This is a genomic window from Microbacterium sp. SL75 (assembly GCF_026625865.1).
Taxonomy (GTDB): Bacteria; Actinomycetota; Actinomycetes; order Actinomycetales; family Microbacteriaceae; genus Microbacterium.
The window spans coordinates 25,878-50,700 of record NZ_CP113067.1; the positions used below are offsets into that span (position 1 = coordinate 25,878).

22 protein-coding genes and 1 tRNA gene are annotated in these 24,823 nt (G+C 70.0%); 6 read left to right on the plus strand and 17 right to left on the minus strand.

The features are described from left to right. The first annotated feature begins 93 nt into the window (after window positions 1-93). Entirely contained in the window at window positions 94-1,542 is a 1,449-nt protein-coding gene (locus tag OVA17_RS00110; RefSeq protein ID WP_267787496.1) for a sensor histidine kinase, read from the plus strand. An 18-nt stretch (window positions 1,543-1,560) separates the two neighbouring features. Here the strand turns inward: OVA17_RS00110 and OVA17_RS00115 are convergent, their stop codons facing one another. From OVA17_RS00115 to OVA17_RS00145, 7 genes are all read right to left on the minus strand, one after another. Beyond that, window positions 1,561-2,523, minus strand: a complete 963-nt coding sequence (locus OVA17_RS00115; RefSeq protein ID WP_267787497.1) for a S41 family peptidase — start codon at window positions 2,521-2,523, stop codon at window positions 1,561-1,563. A 115-nt stretch (window positions 2,524-2,638) separates the two neighbouring features. Continuing rightward, window positions 2,639-4,192, minus strand: coding sequence for an FAD-dependent oxidoreductase (locus OVA17_RS00120; RefSeq protein ID WP_267787498.1), 1,554 nt, complete (start codon window positions 4,190-4,192; stop codon window positions 2,639-2,641). A 27-nt stretch (window positions 4,193-4,219) separates the two neighbouring features. Continuing rightward, complete coding sequence (locus OVA17_RS00125; protein WP_267787499.1) at window positions 4,220-5,098, minus strand: FAD:protein FMN transferase; 879 nt, start codon at window positions 5,096-5,098, stop codon at window positions 4,220-4,222. Window positions 5,099-5,103: 5 nt separating this feature from the next. Further along, complete coding sequence (locus tag OVA17_RS00130) at window positions 5,104-5,595, minus strand: hypothetical protein (RefSeq protein WP_210074079.1); 492 nt, start codon at window positions 5,593-5,595, stop codon at window positions 5,104-5,106. Between the two features lie 408 nt (window positions 5,596-6,003). Then, the gene (locus OVA17_RS00135; protein WP_210074077.1) at window positions 6,004-7,038 is read right to left on the minus strand and encodes a ribose-phosphate diphosphokinase; all 1,035 of its coding nucleotides are present in this window, start codon (window positions 7,036-7,038) and stop codon (window positions 6,004-6,006) included. Then, window positions 7,028-8,476: a bifunctional UDP-N-acetylglucosamine diphosphorylase/glucosamine-1-phosphate N-acetyltransferase GlmU gene (glmU, locus tag OVA17_RS00140; RefSeq protein ID WP_267787500.1), complete on the minus strand. Its 1,449-nt coding sequence runs from the start codon at window positions 8,474-8,476 to the stop codon at window positions 7,028-7,030. Before glmU ends, OVA17_RS00135 begins: the two co-directional genes overlap by 11 nt. 1 nt (window position 8,477) lies before the next feature. Further along, window positions 8,478-8,549 (minus strand) — tRNA-Gln (locus tag OVA17_RS00145). 147 nt (window positions 8,550-8,696) lie between these two features. Here OVA17_RS00145 and OVA17_RS00150 point away from each other — a divergent pair. Both OVA17_RS00150 and OVA17_RS00155 read left to right on the plus strand, forming a co-directional pair. After that, window positions 8,697-9,149 carry a MarR family winged helix-turn-helix transcriptional regulator gene (locus OVA17_RS00150; RefSeq protein WP_267789327.1) on the plus strand — a complete coding sequence of 151 codons (453 nt, stop codon included), beginning with the start codon at window positions 8,697-8,699 and terminating at the stop codon, window positions 9,147-9,149. Next, window positions 9,146-9,658: a hypothetical protein gene (locus OVA17_RS00155; protein ID WP_267787501.1), complete on the plus strand. Its 513-nt coding sequence runs from the start codon at window positions 9,146-9,148 to the stop codon at window positions 9,656-9,658. Before OVA17_RS00150 ends, OVA17_RS00155 begins: the two co-directional genes overlap by 4 nt. 98 nt (window positions 9,659-9,756) lie before the next feature. Here OVA17_RS00155 and OVA17_RS00160 read toward each other — a convergent pair whose 3' ends face one another. Further along, window positions 9,757-10,488: a hypothetical protein gene (locus tag OVA17_RS00160; protein ID WP_267787502.1), complete on the minus strand. Its 732-nt coding sequence runs from the start codon at window positions 10,486-10,488 to the stop codon at window positions 9,757-9,759. Between the two features lie 154 nt (window positions 10,489-10,642). Here OVA17_RS00160 and OVA17_RS00165 point away from each other — a divergent pair, with 154 nt between their 5' ends. Next, complete coding sequence (locus OVA17_RS00165) at window positions 10,643-12,313, plus strand: PHP domain-containing protein (protein ID WP_267787503.1); 1,671 nt, start codon at window positions 10,643-10,645, stop codon at window positions 12,311-12,313. 128 nt (window positions 12,314-12,441) lie between these two features. Here the strand turns inward: OVA17_RS00165 and OVA17_RS00170 are convergent, their stop codons facing one another. The 7 genes from OVA17_RS00170 to OVA17_RS00200 all read right to left on the minus strand — a co-directional run bounded on the left by OVA17_RS00170 (window position 12,442) and on the right by OVA17_RS00200 (window position 19,037). After that, window positions 12,442-14,235, minus strand: coding sequence for an ABC-F family ATP-binding cassette domain-containing protein (locus tag OVA17_RS00170; protein ID WP_210074068.1), 1,794 nt, complete (start codon window positions 14,233-14,235; stop codon window positions 12,442-12,444). 202 nt (window positions 14,236-14,437) lie between these two features. Beyond that, on the minus strand, window positions 14,438-15,355 hold the full coding sequence (locus OVA17_RS00175) for an ABC transporter substrate-binding protein (protein WP_267787504.1): 918 nt from the start codon (window positions 15,353-15,355) through the stop codon (window positions 14,438-14,440). 40 nt (window positions 15,356-15,395) lie between these two features. Beyond that, window positions 15,396-16,154, minus strand: coding sequence for an ABC transporter permease (locus OVA17_RS00180; protein WP_267787505.1), 759 nt, complete (start codon window positions 16,152-16,154; stop codon window positions 15,396-15,398). Further along, window positions 16,151-16,831, minus strand: a complete 681-nt coding sequence (locus tag OVA17_RS00185) for an ABC transporter permease (protein WP_210074063.1) — start codon at window positions 16,829-16,831, stop codon at window positions 16,151-16,153. Before OVA17_RS00185 ends, OVA17_RS00180 begins: the two co-directional genes overlap by 4 nt. Further along, the gene (locus tag OVA17_RS00190) at window positions 16,828-17,652 is read right to left on the minus strand and encodes an ABC transporter ATP-binding protein (RefSeq protein ID WP_210074061.1); all 825 of its coding nucleotides are present in this window, start codon (window positions 17,650-17,652) and stop codon (window positions 16,828-16,830) included. The genes OVA17_RS00185 and OVA17_RS00190 overlap by 4 nt, the downstream gene beginning before the upstream one ends. A gap of 14 nt (window positions 17,653-17,666) precedes the next feature. After that, entirely contained in the window at window positions 17,667-17,969 is a 303-nt protein-coding gene (locus OVA17_RS00195) for a DUF427 domain-containing protein (RefSeq protein WP_267787506.1), read from the minus strand. Between the two features lie 135 nt (window positions 17,970-18,104). After that, entirely contained in the window at window positions 18,105-19,037 is a 933-nt protein-coding gene (locus tag OVA17_RS00200) for a 4-(cytidine 5'-diphospho)-2-C-methyl-D-erythritol kinase (protein WP_267787507.1), read from the minus strand. A gap of 242 nt (window positions 19,038-19,279) precedes the next feature. Between OVA17_RS00200 and OVA17_RS00205 the strand changes: the two genes are divergently transcribed. Continuing rightward, the gene (locus tag OVA17_RS00205) at window positions 19,280-20,860 is read left to right on the plus strand and encodes a stealth family protein (RefSeq protein WP_267787508.1); all 1,581 of its coding nucleotides are present in this window, start codon (window positions 19,280-19,282) and stop codon (window positions 20,858-20,860) included. Here OVA17_RS00205 and OVA17_RS00210 read toward each other — a convergent pair. Together OVA17_RS00210 and rsmA are read right to left on the minus strand one after the other, a co-directional pair. Beyond that, window positions 20,811-21,746 carry a phosphodiesterase gene (locus tag OVA17_RS00210; RefSeq protein ID WP_267787509.1) on the minus strand — a complete coding sequence of 312 codons (936 nt, stop codon included), beginning with the start codon at window positions 21,744-21,746 and terminating at the stop codon, window positions 20,811-20,813. The genes OVA17_RS00205 and OVA17_RS00210 overlap by 50 nt on opposite strands. A 325-nt stretch (window positions 21,747-22,071) precedes the next feature. Further along, window positions 22,072-22,911 carry a 16S rRNA (adenine(1518)-N(6)/adenine(1519)-N(6))-dimethyltransferase RsmA gene (gene rsmA / locus OVA17_RS00215; protein ID WP_267787510.1) on the minus strand — a complete coding sequence of 280 codons (840 nt, stop codon included), beginning with the start codon at window positions 22,909-22,911 and terminating at the stop codon, window positions 22,072-22,074. 67 nt (window positions 22,912-22,978) lie between these two features. On the opposite strand from rsmA, the gene OVA17_RS00220 reads away from it, so the two are divergent. Next, the gene (locus OVA17_RS00220; protein WP_210074048.1) at window positions 22,979-24,439 is read left to right on the plus strand and encodes a sugar porter family MFS transporter; all 1,461 of its coding nucleotides are present in this window, start codon (window positions 22,979-22,981) and stop codon (window positions 24,437-24,439) included. Window positions 24,440-24,823: the final 384 nt, after the last annotated feature.

Genomic DNA, 24,823 nt, shown 5'->3' on the forward strand with positions numbered 1-24,823 from the left:
GCAGTCGCCGACACCGGCACACCGGAGCCGAGGCCGAAGCGGGAGCCCCTGTCGACGCGGCTCCGCCGCCCGTGGACGCTGCAGGCGCGTCTGATGACGGCCGTCATCGGCATGGTCGCGTTCATCCTCGTGATGATCGGCATCTCGACCAGTGCGATCCTCAGCCAGGTTCTCTACGTGAACCTCGGCGCCCAGGTGGACGAAGCGGCTGCCTCCATACAGCCGCGGGCGGCGTTCCAGAGCTCGGCGGAGCAGGTCCTGGAGTCGGGGTTCTTCGACTCCGGCACGCTGCTCGTGATGAACTCGCGCGGTGCCGGGATCACCGGAGCTGTCGTCGGCGACAACGGCGTGCGCGCGCTCACGACCGACGACCTCGGTCGCATCGCCGACAGCCTCCAGGCTGCCGCATCCGACCCCACCGCTCAGACGGTCGATCTGCCGAATCTCGGCGAGTACCTCGTCCGAGCGTTCCCGACACCCGGAAGCGACAGCGTCTTCCTCGTGGGTCTCCCCCTGTCGAGCGTGACCAGCACGATCGGTGCCATCCTCACCACCGTCGCGCTCGTCACCACCGGAGGCCTGCTGCTGCTCGCCGTGATCATCGCGATCGTCATCCGTCTGGGGCTGCGCCCCCTGCGCGCGGTCGCCGAGACCGCCACGCGCGTCGCGTCGATCCGCATGGATCAGGGAGACGTGTCGATCACCGAGCGCGTCCCGGCGGACCAGGTCGACGAGCACACCGAGATCGGGCAAGTGGGAACCGCCCTCAACACCCTGCTCGACCGCGTCGACGCCTCGCTCAGCGCGCGCCAGCGCAACGAGGAACTCATGCGCCGGTTCGTGGCCGACGCCAGCCACGAACTGCGGACGCCCCTGGCATCCATTCGCGGTTTCTCTGAGCTGTCGCTGCGCGCCATGCGTCAGGCGCAGGACGACGAGAGTCGCCAACGCATCGCCCTGGCCGTCGAGACCACCGAGCAGTCGCTCGAGCGCATTCAGGCGCAGTCGCTGCGCATGACCACGCTCGTCGAGGACCTGCTTCTTCTCGCGCGCCTCGACGAGGGCCAAGAGCTCGTCTACGGCTCGGTCGATCTCACGCGCCTGGCCGTCGAGGCCGTCGGCGATGCGCGCCCCGCCGGCCCCGACCATTCGTGGACGATCGACGTGCCCGACACCCCCGTCGAACTCGCCGGAGACGCCGCGCGCCTGCACCAGGTGGTGGCGAATCTGCTCGCCAACGCGCGCACGCACACGCCGGCCGGAAGCGTCGTGAACGTCTCCGTCGCCCACGAGGGAGCCGAGGCCGTGTTGCGCGTGCACGACAACGGACCCGGCATCGACCCGTCGGTCGCCTCCCAGTTGTTCGAGCGATTCGCTCGCGCCGACCGTTCCCGCGACCGCAAGACCGGCGGCACGGGCCTCGGCCTCTCAATCGCCCGCGCGATCGTCGACGCCCACCGCGGCACCATCAACGTGAAGAGCAGCCCCGGTGACACGACGTTCGAGGTGCGCCTCCCCGCGAAGCCCGCGGATCCGGTCTGAGATTCCGGATGCCGGCGGTCAGGCGCAGCGGGACCTGACCGCCGTCCGCGCGGCCTCGAGGTCGGGGCCGGGAGCCGCCTCGATGTCGGGGGCGAGGGGACCGTCGTAGACCCGACCGGTGCGATCGACGTCGTAGCTGGTGGTGAGGATGAGGCGGGCGCCGTCGCTGAGTTCTCGGACCTGGTTACCGGTCGTCATTCCCGCCGTCGGTTTGCCGACCCGTAGGGCATCGGCCTGACCGGCGAAGGCGATGGCCACGATCTCGGCGGCGCTGTTCGTCATCCCCGACGTAAGCAGCGCCACTGGGGCGTCGACGGTGAATCCCCCGGGAGACGAGGTGTCGTCTCCCCCGGGCGTCGAGACGACACCGCCGTCGGCCACACGTGCCCACTGCACCTGCCCGTCTCGCTCGAGTCCGACGACGTCTCCGTCGTCGAGCAGCGGCGCGACAACAGCGAGCATGGGCCACGCATTGCCCCCACCGTTCGTGCGCAGGTCGACGATCCAGCCGCAGGTCGTCGCCGCGGCGGCGGCCCGCATCGCCTGCAGTCCCGCTGCCTCGTACCGTTCGATCGCTTCGGGCTCCTCCCCCTGGAACCCGGGCAGCGACAGGATGCTGATGCCGTCCCGCGTCGAGACCGTCGGCACGGGAAAGGACGCCGCCGGCGCGTTCTGCGCCGAAATGGAGGCGACATCCGCGGGCGTCTGCAGCCACGAGTGCACCCCGCCCGCCACCACCACCAACTCGCCCAGCCCCCGGTGGGTCTCGGCTATCGTCGTCTTCGCCTTCAGCTCGGGTTCGACTCGAGACACGGCATCCCGGAACTCGTCCGTGTCGGCGTGGATGCCGTCGCGCATCTCGGCGATCGCTGCCTCGACGTAGCCTGCGACCTCGTCTCCCCCGCTGTCGGCCGAGCAGCCGCTGAGCACGAGAGTCACGGCGAGGAGGGCGAGGAAAGCCTGAGAACACTTCCGCCCCACCGCGTTCGCACCTCGTCCGCGAGAGTGGCCGACCGGCCTCCGAGGGTCGGCGGGAACAAAACCGGGGGTCATCCCCCCACCCTTCCCGCTCGGGCCCTCCTCCGCCACCCTCGATTCAGTACCCGGCGAACGCGTCCGTGGTCAGCGACTTCGCCTTCGCGAGCGCGGGGGCGAGGGCCGAGATGAGCCGCGGCGGGCCCGAGACGTACGCCGCTCGCTGCGCGATATCGGGAACGGAGCGCAGCAGCGCCTCGGCATCCACGCGATCGGGTCCCGCCCACACCCAGCCCGCGGGGAGGTCGAGCGGCTCGTCGCGCGAGAACACCACCACCGGGATGCCGCTGGCGGAGATCTCGTCGCGGAAGGCGAGTTCGGATGCCTCCGACACCACGTAGACGAGAACGACGTCGCGGTCCTGATTCGTCGCCACGAGGTGACGCAGCTGCGAGACGAACGGGGTCACACCGATGCCGGCGGCGACCAGGAGCACCGGGGAGGTCGGGCGCGAGGGCAGCACGAAGTCGCCCCAGACGCCGGTGACGGCGAGGGTCGAGCCCGGCTCGACCGCCGCCAGCGCTCGCTTGTACGACGACTGCGAGCCGTCCTTGAACGCGATGCGCACCTCGGGCAGGTCCTCCGGCGCCGAGACGATCGAGAACTCCCGCCGCGTGCCGCGGGCATCGGGGCGGCGGTGCGGCACGTCGAGCTCGAGGTACTGCCCGGGGTGGAACGAGAAGGGGCGGGCGGCATGGAACGACAGCTCGCGCACCGTGGGCGTCACATCGCGGCGGCGCTCGACCCGCAGACGGACGGCCGCGCGCAGGCAGAACAGGAACGCGAGCAGGTTGCCGATGAGCAGGGCGCGCTCCTGGCCGAGCGTGATCTCGCCCAGCGGCAGCGGCCAACCCGCGAGGACGCCGACGAGGATCGCGACCAGGTACTGCTGGACGCGACGCGGAGGAAGGGTCAGCGGCTCGGACAGCATGAACGCCCCGAGGAAGAGGAAGGGCGACGAGAACGCCACCTGCAGCAGCACGCTCGGCACGTCGACCGGGAAGCCCGCGGCTTGGAACTGCACGCTCGTGCGGAAGAAGGCGACGGCCACGGCGACCACCCAGAAGACCACGACGATCGGCAGCTTGTCGGTGCGCAACAGCAGCAGAACGCCCAGCACCAGCACCGGACCCGCGAGCCACGGCGAGCCGACCCACCAGGCCGAGGAACCGAGATCGGGCGCCCAGATGCTCACGATCGTCAACACCGCCGCCCCCGTGGCCGCGGGGTTGAAGATGTGCCGGCCCCGCCACGCGAGCAGGTACTTCGACGCGGATGCCACCACCCCGGCGAGAGCGAGACCGGCCAGACCCAACGGCTCGATCGAGGGGCGCAGGACGAACAGCAGGATTGCGGCCGTGATCAGCGAGGATTCCACACGATGTGGCATCCGGAGCGCACTCTGCGCCACGACATCGGTGAGGGCACACGCGGCGGCGAGTACCACGGCGCTCGCGACGATCGCCAGCGGCTGCGGCACGACCAGGCCGGCGAACGACAGGACGAGCGCGATCACGGCGAGAAGGCCGAGCGACGCCATGACGAGCCGGTACATCGAGACGCGTCCGATGAGACCGAGGACCCGGGTCGAACCGGCGGCGAGCGTGGTGCTCATGAGAGGGAACCCTTCGAAAGATGGGAGTCAGGAGAAGATCTCGCCCGAGAAGCCGGGCGACCATTCGACACGGCCGTCGGTGCGCATGCGCACCCAGTTCGCGTTCCAGGATGCCGCAAGCTCCGGGCCGCCGTCGAAGAACAGCGCCGTGGCCAGGGCGTCGGCGCGCATGGCCGTGTCGGCCAGAGCCCACGTCGCGGCGTACGCGCGGACGGGGGCGCCGGTGCGGGCGTCGAGCACATGATGAAGCCCGTCTCCCCACGCGCGGCGGTTGATCGCCGAGGCGCAGAGGGCCCCGTCGGTCACGGTGACGACGCCGATCGCGCGCGTGGCGTCGAACGGGTGCTCGAGCCCGACGCGCAGCGGGGTCCCGCGAACGGCGAGATCTCCCGAGGCGTCGACGACGAGGTCGCCCTCGACGAACGTGCTCAGCGTGTCGAGCGCGAGGTCGACCAGCCGTCCTTTGCCGAGCGCCCCGACGTCGATGGTCGCGGGAGTCGCGACGCTCACGCGGTCGGCGTCCCAGGTGAGGACGTCGCGCCAGGACGGCGCCGGTTGCGGGTCTCCCCACGCAGCCAGGGTCAGCCGTGCGTCGTAGCCCAGGCGCGCGAGCGCCTCGCCGACGAGGGGGTTCACCGCGCCGGAGGTCGCCGCGTCGAGCTCTCGGTAGAGCGAGAACATGGCATCCGCGTCCTCCGGGGCGGGAACGGATGCCGTGCGCCCCTCGGCGAGCGAGGATACGAGCGAATCGTCGCGAAATCGCGACCACTCCCGATCGAAGCGCTCGATGACCGACGACACCGCGTCGCGGGCGATCGAGGAGAGCGGATCCGCCGTCTCGATCGCCCACGACGTGCCGATCGCGTCGAAGGTCCAGGTCGAACCCGTCGCAATCGGAGTGCTCATGGCTGTCAGGCCTGGGCCTCGGACTTGATCGTGTCGACGGCCTTGTTGAAACCGCCGCTCGTGAGCGAGGAGCCCGCGACCTTGCTGACCGAGATCTCGTCGAGCTTCTTGCCCACGACCTCGCTCTGGATGCCGCCGATGAACTCGCCCTGGTAGCGCTTGGACTCCGCGGCCTGTGGATCGCCCGTGACCGTGACCGCGGTGACCGTGTCGCCGGCGATCGTGAGCGTGACGTCGATGGTCTCGACGCTTTCGGGGGTGGCGTACTGGCCCGTGGCCTCGTACTCGCCGTCCTTGTAGGAGCCAGAGCCGGTGGATCCGGCTGCGGCACCCGAGGTGGTGGGAGCCGAGCTCGCGGCGGGGGCCGCGGTTTCGGCGGGGGCGGCGTCGCCGGTCGTGGTGCCGCCCGCGCACCCGGCGAGGGTGGCGATGCCGGCGACACCCAGCAGAGCGGTGCCGATGCGGACGGGACGGGGTACGGCTGTGGTGCGGATCATGAGGGTCCTCCTTCGGTCGTGCCTCGCGGCGCGTACGTGCTCACGGTAGGGACACGACCTTGCCCGCTCACCGGTTCATTCTTTTGTGCAAGCTATGTGTGGTGGGCGGTTGGGGCGAGATGGCAATGGGGGGCCGCCCGGGCCGCCGAGCGGAGTTCGCGGTTGACACGCCGTGCTCACGACACCCGAAACCGGCGTGTCGAACCCCGACTCCGCACGACGGCCCGGCCGCGGCCGCGCGAGCGGGCCGGCAGCCGCCCGTACCCTCCGTCGGAGGTCTTCGGCGACACGCCGTGCCGCGGCATCCCGGAGCGGCGTGTGCCACGCGACTCCGCAGGACGGCCCGGCACGAGAACGACTCAGCCACCTCCCCGAGGGGAGGTGGCTGAGTATCGAAGCAGCGAACGCCTACGCGTCGCCGCCGAACATGCTCGTGACCGAGCCGTCCTCGAAGACCTCGTGGATCGCGCGAGCCAGCAACGGCGCGATCGGCAGCACGGTGAGGCGCTCGAACCGGCGTTCGGCCTCGATCGGGATGGTGTCGGTGACCACGACCTGGTCGATCGCCGCGTCCTGCAAGCGCTCGATTGCCGGGTCGCTGAAGATCGCGTGCGTCGCGGCGACGATGACCTTGCGGGCGCCCGCGGCCTTGAGAGCCTGCGCGGCCTTCTGGATCGTGCCGCCGGTGTCGATCATGTCGTCGACGAGCAGGCAGGTGCGCCCGTTCACATCTCCGACGATCTCGTGCACCGAGACCTGGTTGGCGACCTTGGGATCACGACGCTTGTGGATGATCGCGAGCGGGGCCCCCAGGCTGTCGGACCAGGTGTCGGCGACGCGGACGCGACCCATGTCGGGCGAGACGACCGTGAGGGTCTCTCGGTCTTCGGCCGACAGGCCCTGCTCGAAGTGCTCGAGCAGCACGGGCTTGGCGAAGAGATGATCGACCGGGCCGTCGAAGAAGCCCTGGATCTGTGCCGCGTGCAGGTCGACGCTCATGATGCGGTCGGCGCCGGCGGTCTTGAGCAGGTCGGCGACGAGGCGGGCGCTGATCGGCTCGCGGCCGCGGCCCTTCTTGTCCTGACGCGAGTAGGGGAAGTACGGAGCGACGACCGTGACGCGCTTGGCCGAGGCGCGCTTGAGGGCGTCGAGCATGATGAGCAGCTCCATCAGCCACTCGTTGACCGGAGGGCCGAAGGACTGGATGACGAAGACGTCGCAGCCGCGGATCGACACCTCGAACCGGGTGTAGATCTCGCCCGACGCGAAGGTGCGGTGCTCGGTGGGGGCGAGCTCGGTACCCAGGTGCTGCGTGACCTGTGCCGCGAGATCGGGGTGCGAACGACCCGAGGCGACGACGAGCCGCTTCTTGGTCTTGGCGACGAGCCCGGGGGCGATGCCGTTGTCGCGGTCGAGGTCTACACGATTCTTCTTACGAGCCATCGGCCGCTTCCTGTTCAGCCCGAGCCCGCGCGGCCACGTCGGCCGCTCTGGTGCCCGGTCGGTTCTTCTCGACCCACCCCTCGACGTTGCGCTGGGGTGCCACGCTGAGCGCCAACGCACCGGCCGGGACATCCTTGCGGATCACCGCTCCGGCGCCCGTTTTGGCACCCGCTCCAATCGTAACCGGCGCGACGAAGACGTTGTGCGACCCGCTGTGCACCTCGTCGCCGATCACCGTGCGGTGCTTGGCGACGTCGTCGTAGTTGGCGGTGATGGCGCCGGCGCCGAGGTTGACGCCGCGGCCGATCTCCGTGTCGCCGACGTAGGAGAGGTGCGGCACCTTGCTGCCCTCGCCGATCGAGGAGTTCTTCACCTCGACGAAGGTGCCGACCTTGCCGTTCACGCCCACCCGGGCGTTCGCACGGAGGTAGGCGAACGGTCCGACGGTCGCCCCGGCCTCGACGACGGCGAGGGTGCCGTCGGTGCGGGTGATCGTGGCGTCCTCTCCCACCTCGCAGTCGACCAGGCTCGTGTCGGGGCCGATCATGGCGCCCGAGGCGATGACGGTCGCCCCGCGCACATGAGTGTTGGGGAGGATCGTGACGTCGGGAGCCAGGGTGGCGGTCACGTCGATCCAGGTCGTGGCGGGATCGACGACGGTGACGCCCTCGAGCTGCCAGCGACGCACCGTGCGGGCGTTGAGCGTGCGCCCGGCCTCGGACAGCTGCACGCGATCGTTGACTCCGAGGGCGGCCGAGGCGTCGGAGGTGACGGAAGCGGCGACCCCCAGCTGCGCGTCGCGCAGCAGGCCGACCACGTCGGTGAGGTACTTCTCGCCCTGCGTGTTGGCGGTACCCACCTGCGCGAGCTGGGCGCGAAGCGGCGCCGCCTGGAAGACGTACACCCCGACGTTGATCTCGGTGACCGCGGCCTCCTCGGCCGAGGCGTCTTTCTGCTCGACGATCCGACGCACGCCGTCGGCCTCGTCGCGCAGGATCCGGCCGTAGCCGAACGGCTGGTCGACGCGAGCGCTGAGCAGGGTGACGGCGGCGCCGCCCGTGCGGTGCGTCGCGAGCAGCTCGGTCAGCGTTCCGGTCTCGAGCAGCGGCACGTCGGCGCTGAGCACGAGGACATCGCCCTCGAATCCGTCGAGCGCGTCGAGGGCGACCTCCACCGCACGACCGGTACCGGGCACCTCGTCCTGGTCGACGATCACGACGCCGGGCGCGAGCTCCGACACGGTCTCGGCGACGAGCTCTCGCTCGTGACGCACGACCACGACGATGCGCGCCGGGTCGAGGGAGGCCGCGGTGTCGAGCACGTGACCGACCAGCGGGCGACCGCCGACGGGGTGCAGCACCTTGGGGGTGCGGGAGCGCATGCGCGTCCCCTGACCCGCGGCGAGGACGACGACAGCCAGCTCGGTCGGTGATGTCATGCTCCGCCGCCAGGATTCGAACCTAGACCTAACAGCTCCAAAGGCTGTCGTGCTGCCGTTACACCACGGCGGACCGTGCCCGCGGGCACCGGTCAAGTCTGCCAGACCCGAGCGCCGCGCGTTCCGACTTGCGGCGCGCGACGACGGTGGACCGCGCACTCGACATAATGAGACCGTGAGCCGGGACAGCGACGAAGTCGACCGCATCGTCGATGCGTGGATGCGGCAGCGCCCCGATCTCGACTTCTCGCCGCTCGAGGTGCTCTCGCGTGTCGCGCGCCTCTCACGGCACCTCGACATCGCCCGCAAGGAGGCGTTCCGCCGCAGCGACATCGAGTCGTGGGAGTGGGACGTGCTCTCGGCTCTGCGCCGCGCGGGCGAGCCCTACCAGCTGAGCCCCAAGCAGCTTCTTCAGCAGACGCTGGTGTCGAGCGGAACGATGACGAACCGCATCGATCGGCTGGTCGCTCGCCGTTTCGTGCGCCGGGAGGCCGACCCCGGGGACGGACGGAGCATCCTGGTGACTCTGACCGATGACGGACGAATACGAGTGGATGCCGCGATCACCCGCCTCGTCGATGCCGAGGCCCTGCTGCTCGAGAGCCTCTCCCGCGGCGACCGCGACCGCCTCGCGACCCTCCTGCGCAAGTTGAGCCTGGGGTTCGACGCGTGAGCGCTCCGATCGGGTCCCCCTCGCGTTGGGCCCGTGTGAGGGGGTGGTTCGGCGTTCGTTTCCGCTCCCCCGCCGCCATCTACGGCCTCATCGTGTTCGCGGCCTTCGTCTCGATCGCCGACGATCACGCCGAGGACGTGTGGGAGGTCCTCGCGAGCGCGTCGGTGTCGCTCGTGGTGTTCTTCATCGCGCACGTCTTCGCCCACACCCTGACCGAACACGCCGACCACGGCCTGCGTCTGGCCACGCGTGAGGGGATGCGCCACGGAGCCGGGATGCTGTACGCCTCGGTTCCTTCGATCCTCGTGCTGGTGTGGGCCGGCCTCACCGGCGTCTCGGTGGACGATGCGTTCGAGGCCTGCATGTGGGCGACCTTCGCGGTGCTCGCGCTGCTGGGATACGGCGCGTACGCGAGGCGGAAGGCCCGGATCGCGGTGCGTTTGCTGGGAGCGTTCGCGACCGCCTGCCTCGGCGTGTTCATCATCGCGCTCGAGTACGCCATCCACTGACGGCATCCCTCGTCGACATCTCGTCGCGGGCGACACGAGCGCCTTCCGCTGACGCCGACCGTCTCATCGCTCTCGCAACGACGCGGTGGGAAGGTACATCAGTCCCGAGCGACCGCCCGGCGACGGGCGCGGCTGCGCAGGACGAAGCCGGCGACGACGGCAAGGAGGGCCCCGAGTCCCGCAACGCCCGCGACCTGCGCCCCCGTGACGGCGAGGTCCGCCCCGCCCGCGGCGACGGGAACCGCGGCCGTCGAGACCGAGGGGCGCGGAGTGACGGCGGCCGCCGGGTCGGGGCCGACCGACGCCGAGGTGCTCGGCGACGGAGCGGCGGTCGTCGGGGCCGTCGTCGGAGTCGGAGCGGGCTGGCCCGGGACCGACCAGCCCGTTGCGGTGAGGGTCACGGGCAGACTGGCCGCCGAGGTGATCGATGAGGGCACGCCCGACGACAGCGCGAGGCACTCGAGGCTGAGGGTCGCCGCCGTCGTTCCCGCCGGGACCACGGCACGGAACGACGACCCCATGGGGACGCTCACGGCCGCTCCCCCGTCCACGGGCACGGTCGCCGACACCACCACGGTGCTGCCGCCCGCCGAAACGGTCAGGCGCGCCCCGTCGCGTGTGCCGGCCGGGCAGCCGTCGGCGAAGTACGCGGTGGCGAACGACGGGTATGCGGCGGCGTCGCCCGAGAAGACGGCCGCACCGTCGGCATCCCGCAGCACGAGGGGGCTCGCCGCGGAAGCGGCCAGGGAGCTGAGCGGAACGATACCCGCGACGAGGACCACGGCGGCGGCGATGGGGAGAAGGCGGGTGGGCACGGGCGTGGACGACATGGCTGCTCTCGATCGGGTGGTGAGGACGAACGGACTGTGCCCCACGGTTCGGTCCGCCCGGTGAACGGATGATGACGCCAACATCACCCGCAGGCCACCCGCTATTCACCCGCGGCCCCTACGTTCCCGGCGACCCCTCTCACGAAAGTGACCAATGCCCACTCACACCCCTTCCGGCTTCTCCCGCCGCGCCTTCCTCGCCGCCGCGGCGGCGGCCGTCACGACCGCGTCCGCCGCGTCATCCTTCGGTCCCGCCGCCGCCGCGACAGCTGCGGCGGCGACCGCCGCGCCCGCCGCCGTCACCGACCCGAAGACCCTGCGCTGGCTGGTCTTCGACCACCACGTGCACTCGGTGTACTCGCACGACGCGAAGTACGCGATGACGACGATCCTCGACCAGGCGCAGCGTTTCGGGGTGGATGCCATCGCCTTCACAGAGCACAGCAACGTCGGTCACGCCAACGTCGGAGGCGTCTTCAACGCCGCCCGGGAGATCGAGGCGGCACGCACGGCGCGCCCGGACCTGCTCGTGTTCCAGGGGCTCGAGTGGTACATCCCGGCCGCGGAGCACGGCACTGTTCTCGTCGCACCCGGCCCCCGGGTCACCGAGGTGCTGCGACGCTTCGAGCTCGACTACGACGGCAAGCTGAACAAGTGGGAGAAGCCGCGGCCGAACACGAGCGACGCCGCGGACTGGCTGCAGCACGCGGTCGACGGTATCTCGTGGCTCGGTCAGCAGCGCACCGCGGGGGCGATCGCCGACGTGCTGGTGCTCGCCAACCATCCCAGCCGTCTGGGGATCGACTCCCCCGGCGAACTGCGCGCGTGGCAGGATGCCGACCCCGACATCTTCGTCGGATTCGAGGGTGCACCGGGAGCGCAGGCCTCGGGCCTCGCGGCCAACACCACCGACCGTTCGCAGCGCGGGGAGTACGAGAACTCGCGCAGCGACTACTCGTACCCCGGGTTCCCCAGCGAGGCCTACCGGGCGCACGGCGGCTTCGACTGGATGACGGCCGTCGTCGGCGGAATGTGGGACGCACTGCTGAGCGAGGGACGCCGCTGGTGGATCACCACGAACAGCGACCTGCACCTGAAGAACTTCGACAACACCCGCGTGGGCGATTTTCCCACCGGTTCGGGCTGGGACAACGGCGCGACGCTGGCGAACTTCAACCGCGCCGGCCGCCGCCCCGATCCCGTGTCGACGGCGGCACCGCAGGGCGGCAGCGACCTCTGGCCGGGCGAGTTCAGCCGCACCCACGTGGGCGCCACCGCGAAGACGCACACGGCCGTCCTCGACGCGGTGCGAGCGGGGCGCATGTGGGTCGACCACGGCCACCTCGTCGCCGGGCTCGGGGTCACCCTCCGCGCGGTCGACGACACCGCGAACACCGCCACCCTCGGCGGAACCCTGCGCGTGCCGACGGGGACGAAGATCGAGATCGTGATCGACGTCGAGCCGACCACGCAGCGCAACTCCGCCGGCATCCTGCCCCGTCTGGCCCACCTCGATGTGATCCGCGGCGAGATCACCGGCGCGGTGACCGACCGCGACACCATGATCGCTCCCCGCACCCGCGTCGTCGAGCTGCGCGACGTGAGCGACCGCAGCGGCTCGCCCTTCCAGATCGTGATCCCGGTGGGCACGGCCGACGTCGACGGCTACGTGCGCGTGCGCGGCTCCGACGGCAAGGTCCACGGCACCGGCCCCCGCGGCGCCGAGGTCGACCCGCGGGCTCCTCAGCCGCACGCGGCGGGGCAGGGAAACCCCTGGCTCGACACGTGGCTCTACACGAACCCGATCTTCGTCTCGGTGCACTGACCCGACGACGCGAACGGCCCGTCACCCGAGGGGGCGGGCCGTTCGCCGTGCGGGGAGGAGATCTCGGCGGCCGAGGACGATCGAGGTGCGAAACGTCCTCTGCCGGGCGGCACTCGCTCGGGACGAGCTCAGCCGATCGTCTCGGTGAGCTCGAACCACTTCATCTCGAGCTCGTCGCGCTCGCCCTCGAGGGCCGAGATGCGCTGCATCTCTTTGCCGAGTCCCTCATAATCCGCCTGGTCATGGTCGACGAGCGCGGCTTTGGCCCTGTCGATCTGCTGCTGCAGCTTCTCGATGCGCCGCTCGGTGGCCGAGGCCTCCTTCTGCGCGGCGCGCAGTTCCGCGCCCTGCAGACCCGAGGTCGCGGTGGCGCCGCCCGTCGTCGCGGACCGCGAGGGCTCGGCATCCTGAATCGCTCGAAGACGCAGGTACTCGTCGACGCCGCCGGGCAGGTGCCGCAGCTTCGCATCGAGGATCGCGTACTGCTGGTCGGTGACGCGCTCGAGGAAGTACCGGTCGTGCGAGACGACGATGAGGGTGCCCGACCACGAGTCGAGCAGGTCTTCCATGGCCGCGAGCATGTCGGTGTCGAGGTCGTTGGTGGGCTCGTCGAGGATGAGCACGTTCGGCTGGTCGAGCAGGACGAGCAGCAGCTGCAGGCGCCGCTTCTGACCGCCGGAGAGGTCTTTCACGGGGGTCGAGAGCTGGGCGCTCGAGAACCCGAGGCGCTCGAGCAGCTCGCCGGGGGTGAGCTCCTTCGCCTTCGACCCCGCGCCGAACGAATAGGTGGTCCGCAGCCCCGAGATCACCACGCGCACGGGGTCGTTCAGGTGCTGGTCGAGCTCGTCGAGGCGCTGGGTGAGGGTGGCGACCTTCACCGTCTTGCCGCGCTTGACCCGGCCGCTCGTCGGCTCGAGCGAGCCGGTGACCAGGCTCAGCAGGGTCGACTTGCCCGCGCCGTTCACCCCCAGGATGCCGGTGCGCTCACCCGGGGCGATGCGCCACTCGACGTCTTTCAGGACCGTGTGATCGCCGTAGGTCACACCGGCGTCGAGCAGGTCGACCACGTCTTTGCCGAGCCGTGCCACGGCGAGGGACTGCAACGCGACCTTGTCGCGGATCTCGGGCACGTCGGCGATGAGCTCGTTGGCCGCATCGATGCGGAACTTCGGCTTCGACGTGCGCGCCGGCGCCCCGCGACGCAGCCACGCCAGCTCTTTGCGGGCCAGGTTCTGTCGGCGCTGTTCGATGGATGCCGCCTGACGGTCGCGCTCCACGCGCTGCAGGATGTACGCCGCGTACCCGCCCTCGAAGGGCTCGACGAGACGGTCGTGCACCTCCCAGGTGACCGTGCAGATCTCGTCGAGGAACCACCGATCGTGCGTGACGACGAGCAGACCGCCCGCCGACGGCGCCCACCGCTTCTTCAGGTGCCCCGCGAGCCAGGTGATGGCTTCGACGTCGAGGTGGTTGGTGGGCTCGTCCAGGAACAGCACATCCCAATCGCCCGAGAGCAGCGCCGCCAGCGCGACGCGGCGGCGCTGACCGCCCGAGAGGTCGCCGAGGCGCGCGTCCCAGGGCAGATCACCCAGCAGACCCGCGATCACGTCGCGCGTGCGCGCGTCACCGGCCCACTCGTGTTCGGCGCGGTCGCCGACCACCGCGTGCCCGATCGTGTCGTCGTCGTCGAGGGTGTCCTGCTGGTCGAGCACGCCCACGGTGACGCCGCCGCGCACCGTCACGCGCCCGCCGTCGGGTTCGCGGGTGCCGGCGAGCATGCCGAGCAGACTCGACTTGCCGTCGCCGTTGCGACCGACGATGCCGATTCGGTCACCTTCGTTCACGCCGAGCGAGACGGAGTCGAAGACGACCTTGGTCGGGTATTCCAGGTGCAGGGCTTCGCCCCCGAGCAGGTGTGCCATATCCGTCCCAGGCTACGCGGTGCCCGGGGTGTGCGAGCGCGCGGGGGTGCCGGCATCCGGGATCTCCTGCTTCCCGTCGCCCATCTGGCGCGCCACGGACGAGACGATCGCAGGCGCACCCCGGATGCCGGCACCCGGGGCCGCGGCCGGAACGACGACGGGGCCGCCCGGCGAACCGGACGACCCCGCGTGACTCGACGGCTCAGAAGCCGTTGGCCGAGAGCCACTCCTTGGCGATGTCGGCGGACGACTTCTGGTCGACCGTGGACTCGACGTTCATCTCGACGAGGGCATCGGCCGTCAGGGCGGCGCTGACCTTGTTGAGCACGTCCGACACCTCGGAGGCGACGTTCGAGTTGACCACCGGCACCACGTTCGACGCCAGGAACAGGCCCTTGGGGTCGGTCAGCGTGACGAGGTTGTCGGTCTTGATGCGGGGGTCGGCCGTGTAGACGTTGGCGACCTGGACGGTACCGGCGACGAGGTCGTCGACCGTGGTCTCACCGGTGGGCGAGAACTGGACGCTCACGCCGTAGGTCGACTGCAGACCGGTGGGTCCGTAGGGACGCTCGGCGAGCTCGGCGTTGCCCCCGAGGGTCACACCCGACGTCACCTTCGCGAGGTCGGCGATCGAGGTGAGCCCGTTCGCGTCGGCGAACGCCTTCGTGACGGTGTACGAGTCCTGGTCGGTGGCCTGCGACTGGTCGAGGACCTCGAGACCCTCGGGGAGGGCGGCCGGCAGAGCCGCGTACACGTCGTCGGAGGTGCGCGCGGTGGTGTCCTTCTCGAAGAACTGGAGCAGGTTGCCGGTGTACTCGGGGAAGACCGAGACGGTGCCGTCCTCGAGCAGCGGGATGTACGCGTCGCGCTGACCGATCTGGAACTGGCGCTTCACGGTCTTGCCGGCACCCTCGAGCGCCTGCGCGTAGATCTCGGCGATGATCTCGTTCGAGTAGTAGGCCTGCGAGCCGACCACGATGGTGTCGCTCGAGGCGCTGGCGTCGCCGCCGCCGTTGCTGAGGGGATCGCTGGAGCCGCCGCCGCAACCGGCGAGGGCGAGCGAGGCGACCGCGAGGCCGGCGAACAGGCCGAGGCCCTTCTTGGTTCGTGCTGTGAACATGGGTGCTCTCTTTTCTGGTGATTCGGGAATCGAGTGTGGGTCAGGGGGTCGCCGGAGGTGCGGTCGGTGCCCCCACGGCGAGGGCTTCGGCGCGACGCTGACGAACGGAGCGCCGCTGCGGCTGAGCGGAACCTGCGGCACGGATGCCACGGGGTACGACCAGGTGCTGAAGCAGGGCGAAGAGCCCGTCGATGACGAGCGCGAGGACGGCCACGAGGATCGCCCCGCCGATGAGGATGTCGAACCGGCGGAGCGGGATCGCGGCGATGATGTACTGCCCGAGCCCGCCGAGGCCGATGTACGCGGCGATCGTGACGGTCGCCAACACCTGCAGGGTCGCCGCACGGATGCCGCCGACCAGCAGCGGAAGACCGAGGGGAACCTCGATGCGCCAGAGGATCTGCGACTCGGTCATGCCCATCGAGCGTCCCGCGTCGATCACGCGGCGGTCGATGGCCTCGAAGCCCGTGTACGCCCCGGCGAGCAGCGACGGGATCGCCAGCACGATGAACGAGATGACCGCGGCCTCGGGCTTGTGGAGGACGCCGAGGAGCAGTGTCAGGAGGATCAGCAAGCCGAAGGAGGGGATCGCCCGTGCCGCACCCGAGATCGCCACGGCACTCTCGCGCCCCTTGCCGGTGTGGCCGATGTACCAGCCCAGCGGGATGGCGATCGCTCCCGCGATCACCACGGCGACCAGCGTGTACAGCAACTGGACGCCGATGGCGGCGGGGATCGAGTCGAACTGGCCGGAATCCCCGGAGAAGATCCAGGCGATCGCGTCGCCGAGGAGGTTCATGCCTTCACCAGCGTTCGGTTGGCCTGACGCGAGACGGTCTTCGTCCCACGCGTCCACGGCATGAGCAGGCGGCCCGCGACCACGAGCAGCAGGTCGATGATCAGAGCGAGCACCACGACGGCGATCACGCCCGCGAAGACCTCGGGGATGATGCGCCTTTGCAGCCCGTTCGTGAACAGGTAGCCGATGTTCTGGATGCCGACGAGGATGCCGACCGTGGCCAGCGCGATCGTGCTGGCCGAGGCGACGCGCAGGCCCGCGAGCACGACGGGGCCGGCGAGCGGGAACTCCACCGCCCAGAAGCGACGGAAGGAGCCGTAGCCGATGGCCGTCGAGGCCTGGCGGACTCCGGCATCCACCGAATCGAGACCGTCCGCGACCGCGCGTACGAGTATCGCGACCGCGTAGATGGCGAGAGCGACGATGAGGTTCGTCTCGCTGACGATGCTGTACCAACCGGTGACGACGGGCACGAGGATCAGCAGGGCGAGAGAGGGGATCGTGTAGAGCAAGCCGGTGATGGTGATGACACCGCTGCGCACGAGGCGATACCGCCACGCGACCCAGCCGAGCGGGACACTCAGCACGAAGCCAGCGATCAACGCGATGATGCTCTGGCGCAGGTGCACCAGCGTGAGCTCCCCGATCAGCTCGAGGTTGTTGCCGACCCAGTTCACGGGCGGGAATCCTCCACGAGCGCACCCTGCGTGCGTCCCTCGGCATCCACGACGACCGTGCCGCTCGGCGTCTGCTTCAGATGGAGCGCGCGCTTGCCCTTGACCGCGCCGATGAAGCTCGCGACGAAGTCGCTGGCGGGGTTCTCGACGATCTCGCTGGGAGTTCCCACCTGCGCGATCTTCGCGCCCTTCTCGAGGATCACGACCTGGTCGCCGAGCAGGAAGGCCTCGTCGATGTCGTGGGTGACGAAGACGATCGTCTTGCCGATCTCGCTCTGCAGACGAAGGAGTTCCTGCTGCAGTTCATCGCGGACGATCGGATCGACGGCACCGAAGGGTTCGTCCATCAGCAGGATGTTGGGGTCGGCGGCGAGGCCGCGAGCGACGCCGACGCGCTGCTGCTGCCCGCCGGAGAGCTGGCTGGGGTAACGGTCGGCCATCGCCGCGTCGAGGCCCACCGTCTTCATGAGCTCGAGCGCCCGGGCGCGAGCGGCTTTACGGTTCTGCCCCTGCAGCACCGGCACGGTGGCGATGTTGTCGGCCACGGTGAAGTGCGGCAAGAGGCCGGAGTTCTGCATCACGTAGCCGATGCTGCGGCGCAACTGCACGGCGGGGCTGCCGCCGATGTCTGCTCCGTCGATCTCGATCGTGCCCGAGGAGGGCTCGACCATGCGGTTGATCATGCGCAGCAATGTCGTCTTGCCACAGCCGGACGACCCCACGAAGACGGTCGTCTTTCGCGAGGGGATGACGAGATGGAAGTCGTCGACGGCGCGCGTGCCGTCGGGGAAGACCTTGGAGACGGCCGAGAACTCGATCATGTGCTCACCCGACCTCAGTCGGAGACCACGACCTTCCGGTCGAAGGCGACGTAGCCGGCGAAGTCCTTGCCCACGCGCTCCACAGCGCCCGGGTACAGGTCGGGGTACGACCAGGCACCGTCGGCCAGTTCGACACCGTCGAGCGCGACGTTCCAGTACTGTGCAGCGCCCTTCCACGGGCAGGTGTACGGGGTGGGGCTCTCATGCAGAGCGCCCTCGCGGACGGACTGCGGCGGGAAGTACCAGTTGCCCTCGATCGAGGCCAGGTCGTTGCGGTCGGCTTCGGCGATCACGACGCCGTCGAGCACTGCCTTCATGGTTTACCCCCTCCGTGGCGTCCCGCGGGCACAGCGCCCATCGGTGACGGACCACCTCGCATGAGGCTAACCAGACGGTCGGCACGCAAAGCGCAGATTGCCCCGTGTGACGACCTGGGCTAGGGTGCGGCGCCCTCAGACCACACGCGCGCCGGGAACGGGCCCGTGCACGTGCAGGGCGACCAGACCGGCGGCGCTGAGGGTGACCTGCAGGTCGATGGCGGATGATTCGTCGGCGGCGAGGAACGCGAGCGTCGGCCCGGAGCCCGAAACGATCCCCGCCAGGGCACCCGAGCTCTCGCCGCGCTCGAGCACGCGGGCGAGATCGGGGCGGAGGTGGAGGGCCGGCGCCTGGAGGTCGTTGCGCAGGCTCGCGGCGAGCATGCCGGCGTCGCCCTGACGAAGGGCGTGGAGCACGTCACGGTCGACCACGGGCACGCGCGGAGCCGGACCGATGTCGACGGCGTGACGTCTGCGGTGCGCATCGAGCTCGCCATAGACGACGGGGGTCGACATGCCGGTCTCGTTCGGAACGAGCACCCAGTCGAAGCGCCCACGCGCGAGAGCCGGACTCAGCTGGTCGCCGCGACCGGTGCCGATGGCGGTCCCGCCGAGCAGGGCGAAGGGGACGTCCGCGCCGAGGCGGGCAGCCAGGCGGGCGAGCTCGCTCGTCGGCATCCCGAGCCCCCAGAGCGCATCGCAGGCGACGAGGGCGGCAGCCGCATCGGCCGATCCCCCACCCATGCCGCCGGCGACGGGAACGGCCTTGCGGACCGAGAGATGGGCACCTCGGTCGATTCCCGCGGTCTGCGCGAGAAGGCGCGCCGCGCGAACGGCGAGGTTGCGGTCGTCGGTGGGAACACCATCGATATCGACCGGACCGCGCGCGGACACCTCGATCGTGATGTCGTCAGCGGGCGTCGCGACCATCTCTTCGTAGAGGGACACCGCTTGGAAGGCCGTCGCGAGCTCGTGGTAACCGTCGTCCTGGACGTCGCCCACCTCGAGGAAGACGTTGATCTTCCCGGGCGCGCGAACGCGGACGGATGCCGGGGCGTGGACGCTCATCGTCCCTGCCGCCGTCCCGCGCGCCGGGGGCTGTCGGGGTGTGCGAAACTGGAACGTCGGCCCGCTTCCCGCCAACGCTCGCAAGGCGGTACGGAAAGGTACGGGCCGGAGCGAGCGATCTGAGTCACTCTTCGACAGTAGTGCTCCGCTCCCCCGTCGTTCGGCGCCGAGGCCGAAACGTCTTCGTAACCCCGGAACCATACGGTGACCGGATCCCTTGCACCCACCCCCGAGGAGGCAGAATGCGCCCGATGGTCCCCCTGTCGATCGACACCGACCCCTGGCGCGCCCTGCTGTCCCGGTCCGATATCCGCATGCACGACGGCATCCTGCACGTCGTCGACGACTCCTCGACGCCCGCGATGGCCGAGCGCGACGACCTGCTCACCGCAGCGTCCGCGATCGAAGCTGCGGGGGTGAGGGTGCTGCTGGTGCGCGACGCCAACCGTCGTCCCAAGCTCGTCGTCGATACCGCCGATGCCGCGAAGGCCCTCGCCGCGCTGCGCGATCCCGACCTCGGCCCGATGTACCTCAAGGCCCGTGGCGAAGACCCGGTGCCCGCACACAGCGTCGAGCCCGCTCCCGGGTCGGTGCAGGCCTACGCGGTCTTCCGCCCGCGCACCTCGACCGAGGGCTCGTACCGCTACGGCTCGGCGTTGGCTCCGCGGATGGAGCTCTGGCGTTTCGGCGAGAAGACCATCGAGGCACCCCGCCCGAGCGCCCTCACCCGCCGCAAGTTCGCCGCCGCCGACCTCGATCTGGTCGAGGTCGAGCGCTACGGCCGCCGCTGGATGACGGTCTCGGGCATGTTCGACCCCCACCCGAACGAGTTCACCGCCGACGTCGACATGGTCTTCTCGTGGGTCGACGGATCCTCGAGCGAGTTCCAACGTCAGCGCGCTGCCCGGATGAAGGGCTACGTCGTCGGCGACGGCGACGACAACGCCGCCCGGTACCGACAGGTCGACGAACTGCGTTACGCGCTGCGCAGTGTGCACATGTACGCGCCGTGGGTGCGCCGCATCTTCATCGCCACCGACTCCCCCACCCCGGAATGGCTCGCCGATCACCCGAAAGTGACGATCGTGCGCAGCGAGGAGTTCTTCGCCGATCCCTCGGTCCTTCCCACGCACAACTCGCACGCGGTCGAGGCGCAGCTGCACCGCATCCCCGGTCTGGCCGAGCACTTCCTCTACAGCAACGACGACATGTTCTTCGGGCGCCCCGTCACCCCCGAACTGTTCTTCAGCGGTGGCGGAGTGAGCCGTTTCGTCGAGAGCGGTGTGCGCATCGGCAGCGGTCCGGCGCACGTCGACCGCTCCGGCCACGACAACGGCCTGCGCGTGAACCGGGCGCTGCTCAAAGAGCGCTTCGGCCGTGTCATCACACTCGACCTCGAGCACTGCGCGACGCCGCTGCGCCGTTCCGTGGCCTTCGAGCTCGAGCGGGAGTTCGCCGAGGACTATGCACGCACGGCCGCGAGCCGGTTCCGTTCGGCGACCGACATCTCGGTCACCAACAGCCTGTACCACCACTACGCTCTGGCGACCGGTCGCGCGGTCATCACGACCGAGCCGCGCACCCGCTACGTGCAGACCACGCAGTTGGACTCCCTCCGCACCATGGAGCGCCTCGTGTCGCGCCGAGACACCGACATGTTCTGCCTCAACGACGGCAGCGTGCCCGAGATCCCCGAGGAGGTGCGCGTCCCGGCGCTGCGCGCCTGCCTCGAGCGCTACTTCCCGGTCGCTGCGCCGTGGGAGAAGACCTCGGTCAGCGAAGGATCGGCAGCGGCGTCGTCGGCGGCGACACCCGGCCGCTGAGCTCGCGCGAGGTCGGGACCACGACGCCGGCGTCGTGCAGCCGCCGCTGCGACTCGTCCGCGTCGACATACTGCAAGGCCGCGCTCGTCGCGAGCGGAACGACGGAGTGAACGACCGTCTCGTCGTACACGTGCACGATGTTGAAGCCCTGCGCCGCGTCCTGAGGGCGCGTGCCGCCCACGGGCACCATGAGGTCCTGCGTGTAGCAGGTGGCCGAGGCGACGGACACCGGGATGCCGGCGAACGTGGCGAACGTCGAGTAGTGCAGGTGTCCCGCGAGGATGGCGCGGACGTCGGATCCTCGAAGGATCGCGGCGAGACTGCGCTGATCGCGCAGTTCAACGGAGGCCGCGAGGTCGAGCACGCTCGGGACGGGCGGGTGGTGCATCGCGAGGATCGTGCCGAGGGGCGCGGGGGTGGCCAGCACCTCGGCGAGCCACTCGCGCTGAGCCGCCGTGACCTCGCCGTGATGGGCACCGGGCACCGAGGTGTCGAGCGTCACGATGCGCAAGCCGTCGAACTCGTCGACGCGGTCGACCGGAGCGTCGCGGTCGCCCTCGTCACCGGGCAGCAGCCGCGAGCGGAAGGCCGCCCGGTCGTCGTGGTTGCCCATGACCCACACCACGCGCGTCTGCAAGCGCTCGGCGAGCGGCTCGACCAACGCGCGGACACGGTCGTAGGCGTCAGCCTCGCCGTAGTCGGCGAGGTCGCCGGTGAAGACGAGGGCGTCGGGGCGGATGCCCGACGCACCGATCGCCTCGACCGCACGGGCGAGGTACGCCTCGGAGTCGACGTCGTCGTAGAGCGGTGCACCGCCGGCGCGAAGGTGGGTGTCGCTCAGGTGGAGCAGCACACGTTCGGCTCGGGGGTACTCGGCGTAGCGCATCTCGATCCTCTCGGGCCGTCGGGTACGACCTCGTCACCGGCGTGATGCTCCCGGTTGGCTCGAAATGTTACAGACATGTTTCTGGAACGCGTGATGAACACGGCGAGAATTCACCCGACAGTTCACAACGTGGCCGCACTGCGCGGTGGCACGGGACGTCGTGTGGGGTGGACGCCGCGCCGCATCCCGCCCGGTCGAGCGACATGACCCACGATGCGCGAGATGACCCGAGACGAGCGCGAAACGCGGGTCCTCTCGGCGGACAGGGGTCACCTCGAACGCGGGTCACGTCGAGGCGCCCCGACCTCGGGTCAGAGCGCGGCGATCAGACCGCGGCGATGCGCGCGTAGTCCTCAACCGTCAGCTGCTCGCCGCGCAGCGTGGGATCCACGCCGGCCGCTTCGAGATGAGCTGACGCCTCCGCGGCCGTGCCGCCCAGCACGCCCGACAGCGCCTGGCGGAGCATCTTGCGGCGCTGCTGGAAAGCGGCATCCACGATCTGGAAAGTGCGGAGTCGGTGCTCCTCGGTGCCGCGGGCTTCGGCATCCCGGTCGAAGCCGACGAGCACGCTGTCGACGTTCGGCACGGGCCAGAACACCTGACGCGACACCGTGCCGGCCAGTCGCCACGAGCCGTACCAGGCCGCCTTGACGCTCGGGGCGCCGTAGATCTTCGACCCGGGAGGGGCGGCGAGGCGCTCCCCCACCTCGGCCTGCACCATGACGACGCCGCGCCGCAGGTAGGGGAAGGTCTCGAGGAAGTGCAGCAGCACGGGCACCGAGACGTTGTACGGCAGGTTCGCGACCAGGACGCCGGGTTCTCCCGGCAGCTCATCGACGCGCAGAGCGTCGGCGTCGATGACCGTCAGGCGGCCGGCGGGCACGTCGTGGGCTGCCGCGGTGGAGGGAAGCCGCTCCGCGAGCCGGTGATCGATCTCGACGGCAACGACCGAGGCACCCGTCTCGAGGATCGCCAGGGTGAGGGATCCGAGACCGGGACCGATCTCGACGACACGATCGGATGCCGTGACCCGAGCCGCCTGCACGATCTTGCGCACCGTGTTGGCGTCGACGACGAAGTTCTGCCCGAGCTTCTTGGTGGGGGTCACATCGAGCTCGGCGGCGAGCCGACGGATCTCGGAGGCACCGAGGAGGGAAACGGGCATTGTTCCACTGTAGTCAGCGATCCCGCCAGTACCCGACGCTCCCGATGGGCAGGAGTAGCGTGATCAGGTGAGTCAAACGCAGTCCATCCCCTCGAACGCTTTCACCCTCAGGAGCCCCTACGGGCGACGAGCCATCGGGCTCTCGCTCGCGGCAGCGGTGGGCGGTTTCCTCTTCGGTTTCGACTCCTCGGTGATCAACGGCGCTGTCGACGCCGTCCAGGGCAACTTCGAGCTCTCGCAGGTGCTCACCGGTTTCGTCGTCGCCGTCGCCCTGCTCGGTTGCGCCGTCGGCGCGATCGTCGCCGGCGCCCTGTCGGACCGCTGGGGGCGCCTTAAGGTCATGCTCCTCGGCGCCGTGCTGTTCTTCGTCTCGTCGATCGGCGCCGCCCTCACCTTCAGCGTGCCCGACCTCATCCTGTGGCGCGTGATGAGCGGACTGGGAATCGGCATTGCCTCGGTGGTCGCCCCCGCCTACATCGCGGAGGTCGCCCCGCGTCAGATCCGTGGTTCCCTGGCCTCCCTGCAGCAGCTGGCGATCACGCTCGGTATCTTCGGCGCCCTGCTCTCGGATGCCCTGCTGGCCAACACCGCCGGCGGCGCGGCCAATCAGCTGTGGCTGGGCATGGAGGCCTGGCGCTGGATGTTCCTCGTCGGTGTGGTCCCGGCAGCGGTCTACGGAGTCCTGTCCTTCACGGTTCCCGAATCGCCCCGCTACCTGCTCTCGAAGGGCAAGCGCGACGAGGCGAAGGCGATCTTCGCGCGGCTGGTGCCGCCGGCCGACCTCGACAAGACGATGAACGAGCTCTCGAACGCCATCGAGGCCGATCGCAAGAACAAGAACGTCTCGCTGCGCGGGCCGGTGCTGGGACTGCAGGGGATCGTGTGGACCGGCATTCTGCTGTCGATGTTCCAGCAGTTCGTCGGCATCAACGTGATCTTCTACTACTCCACGACCCTCTGGAAGGCTGTCGGCTTCGACGAGAGCAACTCTCTGCTGATCTCGGTGATCACCTCGGTCACGAACGTCGTCGTGACCTTCGTCGCGATCTTCCTCGTCGACCGGGTGGGCCGGAAGCCGATTCTCTTGACCGGCTCGATCCTCATGACCGTTTCGCTCGGTGCGATGGCGCTCTCGTTCGCCTTCGCCACCGGTTCGGGTACGGACGTGTCGTTGCCCGCCCCGTGGGGTGGAGTCGCTTTGGTCGCCGCGAACGTCTTCGTCGTCGGCTTCGGGGCGTCGTGGGGCCCGCTGGTCTGGGTGCTGCTCGGCGAGATCTTCCCGAGCCGCATCCGAGGCAAGGCCCTCGGCGTCGCCGCCGGAGCCCAGTGGATCGCGAACTTCGCCATCACGGTGTCGTTCCCGGCCATGTCGGGCTGGTCGCTGCCCCTCACCTACGGCATGTACGCCCTGTTCGCGGCCCTGTCGTTCGTCTACGTCGCCCTGCGCATCCCCGAGACCAAGGGCATGGAGCTCGAGCAGACCGAGACCCTGTTCGTCCGCAAGCCGAAGGCGAAGGCCAAGGCCTGACGCGAAGCCCGCGTCCGGATGCCAGAAGGCCGGTGCCCCGAGGGGCGCCGGCCTTCCGCGCGTCGGCGTGTCGCCCGCGCACCCTCAGCGATCCGCACAGGGTGCGCGGCATCCGGGGCGAAAGGGCTGAGGATGCGCGAATCACTGAGGCTGCGCGACGCCGGGCCCACCCGCGCGACATCACTTCAGCAATCCGCACAGAGTCAGCGGCATCCGGGGCCAAGCGGCTGAGGTTGCGCGAGTCACTGAGGCTGCGCGACGCCGGGCGCACCCGCGCGACATCACCCCAGCGATCCGCACAAGCTCAGCGGCATCCAGGGCCGAGCGGCTGAGGATACGCGAAACACTGAGGCTGCGCGACGCCCGACCCACCCACGCCACATC

Coding starts and splice junctions, on each gene's coding strand:
- OVA17_RS00110 (WP_267787496.1), top strand. CDS start 94: ATGACGGCCGTCATCGGCATGGTCGCGTTCATCCTCGTGATGATCGGC.
- OVA17_RS00120 (WP_267787498.1), bottom strand. CDS start 4,192: ATGAGCACCACGCTCGCCGCCGGTTCGACCCGGGTCCTCGGTCTCATC.
- OVA17_RS00125 (WP_267787499.1), bottom strand. CDS start 5,098: ATGAGCACTCCGATTGCGACGGGTTCGACCTGGACCTTCGACGCGATC.
- OVA17_RS00130 (WP_210074079.1), bottom strand. CDS start 5,595: ATGATCCGCACCACAGCCGTACCCCGTCCCGTCCGCATCGGCACCGCT.
- OVA17_RS00135 (WP_210074077.1), bottom strand. CDS start 7,038: ATGGCTCGTAAGAAGAATCGTGTAGACCTCGACCGCGACAACGGCATC.
- glmU (WP_267787500.1), bottom strand. CDS start 8,476: ATGACATCACCGACCGAGCTGGCTGTCGTCGTCCTCGCCGCGGGTCAG.
- OVA17_RS00150 (WP_267789327.1), top strand. CDS start 8,697: ATGCGGCAGCGCCCCGATCTCGACTTCTCGCCGCTCGAGGTGCTCTCG.
- OVA17_RS00160 (WP_267787502.1), bottom strand. CDS start 10,488: ATGTCGTCCACGCCCGTGCCCACCCGCCTTCTCCCCATCGCCGCCGCC.
- OVA17_RS00165 (WP_267787503.1), top strand. CDS start 10,643: ATGCCCACTCACACCCCTTCCGGCTTCTCCCGCCGCGCCTTCCTCGCC.
- OVA17_RS00170 (WP_210074068.1), bottom strand. CDS start 14,235: ATGGCACACCTGCTCGGGGGCGAAGCCCTGCACCTGGAATACCCGACC.
- OVA17_RS00175 (WP_267787504.1), bottom strand. CDS start 15,355: ATGTTCACAGCACGAACCAAGAAGGGCCTCGGCCTGTTCGCCGGCCTC.
- OVA17_RS00180 (WP_267787505.1), bottom strand. CDS start 16,154: ATGAACCTCCTCGGCGACGCGATCGCCTGGATCTTCTCCGGGGATTCC.
- OVA17_RS00190 (WP_210074061.1), bottom strand. CDS start 17,652: ATGATCGAGTTCTCGGCCGTCTCCAAGGTCTTCCCCGACGGCACGCGC.
- OVA17_RS00195 (WP_267787506.1), bottom strand. CDS start 17,969: ATGAAGGCAGTGCTCGACGGCGTCGTGATCGCCGAAGCCGACCGCAAC.
- OVA17_RS00200 (WP_267787507.1), bottom strand. CDS start 19,037: ATGAGCGTCCACGCCCCGGCATCCGTCCGCGTTCGCGCGCCCGGGAAG.
- OVA17_RS00205 (WP_267787508.1), top strand. CDS start 19,280: ATGCGCCCGATGGTCCCCCTGTCGATCGACACCGACCCCTGGCGCGCC.
- OVA17_RS00210 (WP_267787509.1), bottom strand. CDS start 21,746: ATGCGCTACGCCGAGTACCCCCGAGCCGAACGTGTGCTGCTCCACCTG.
- rsmA (WP_267787510.1), bottom strand. CDS start 22,911: ATGCCCGTTTCCCTCCTCGGTGCCTCCGAGATCCGTCGGCTCGCCGCC.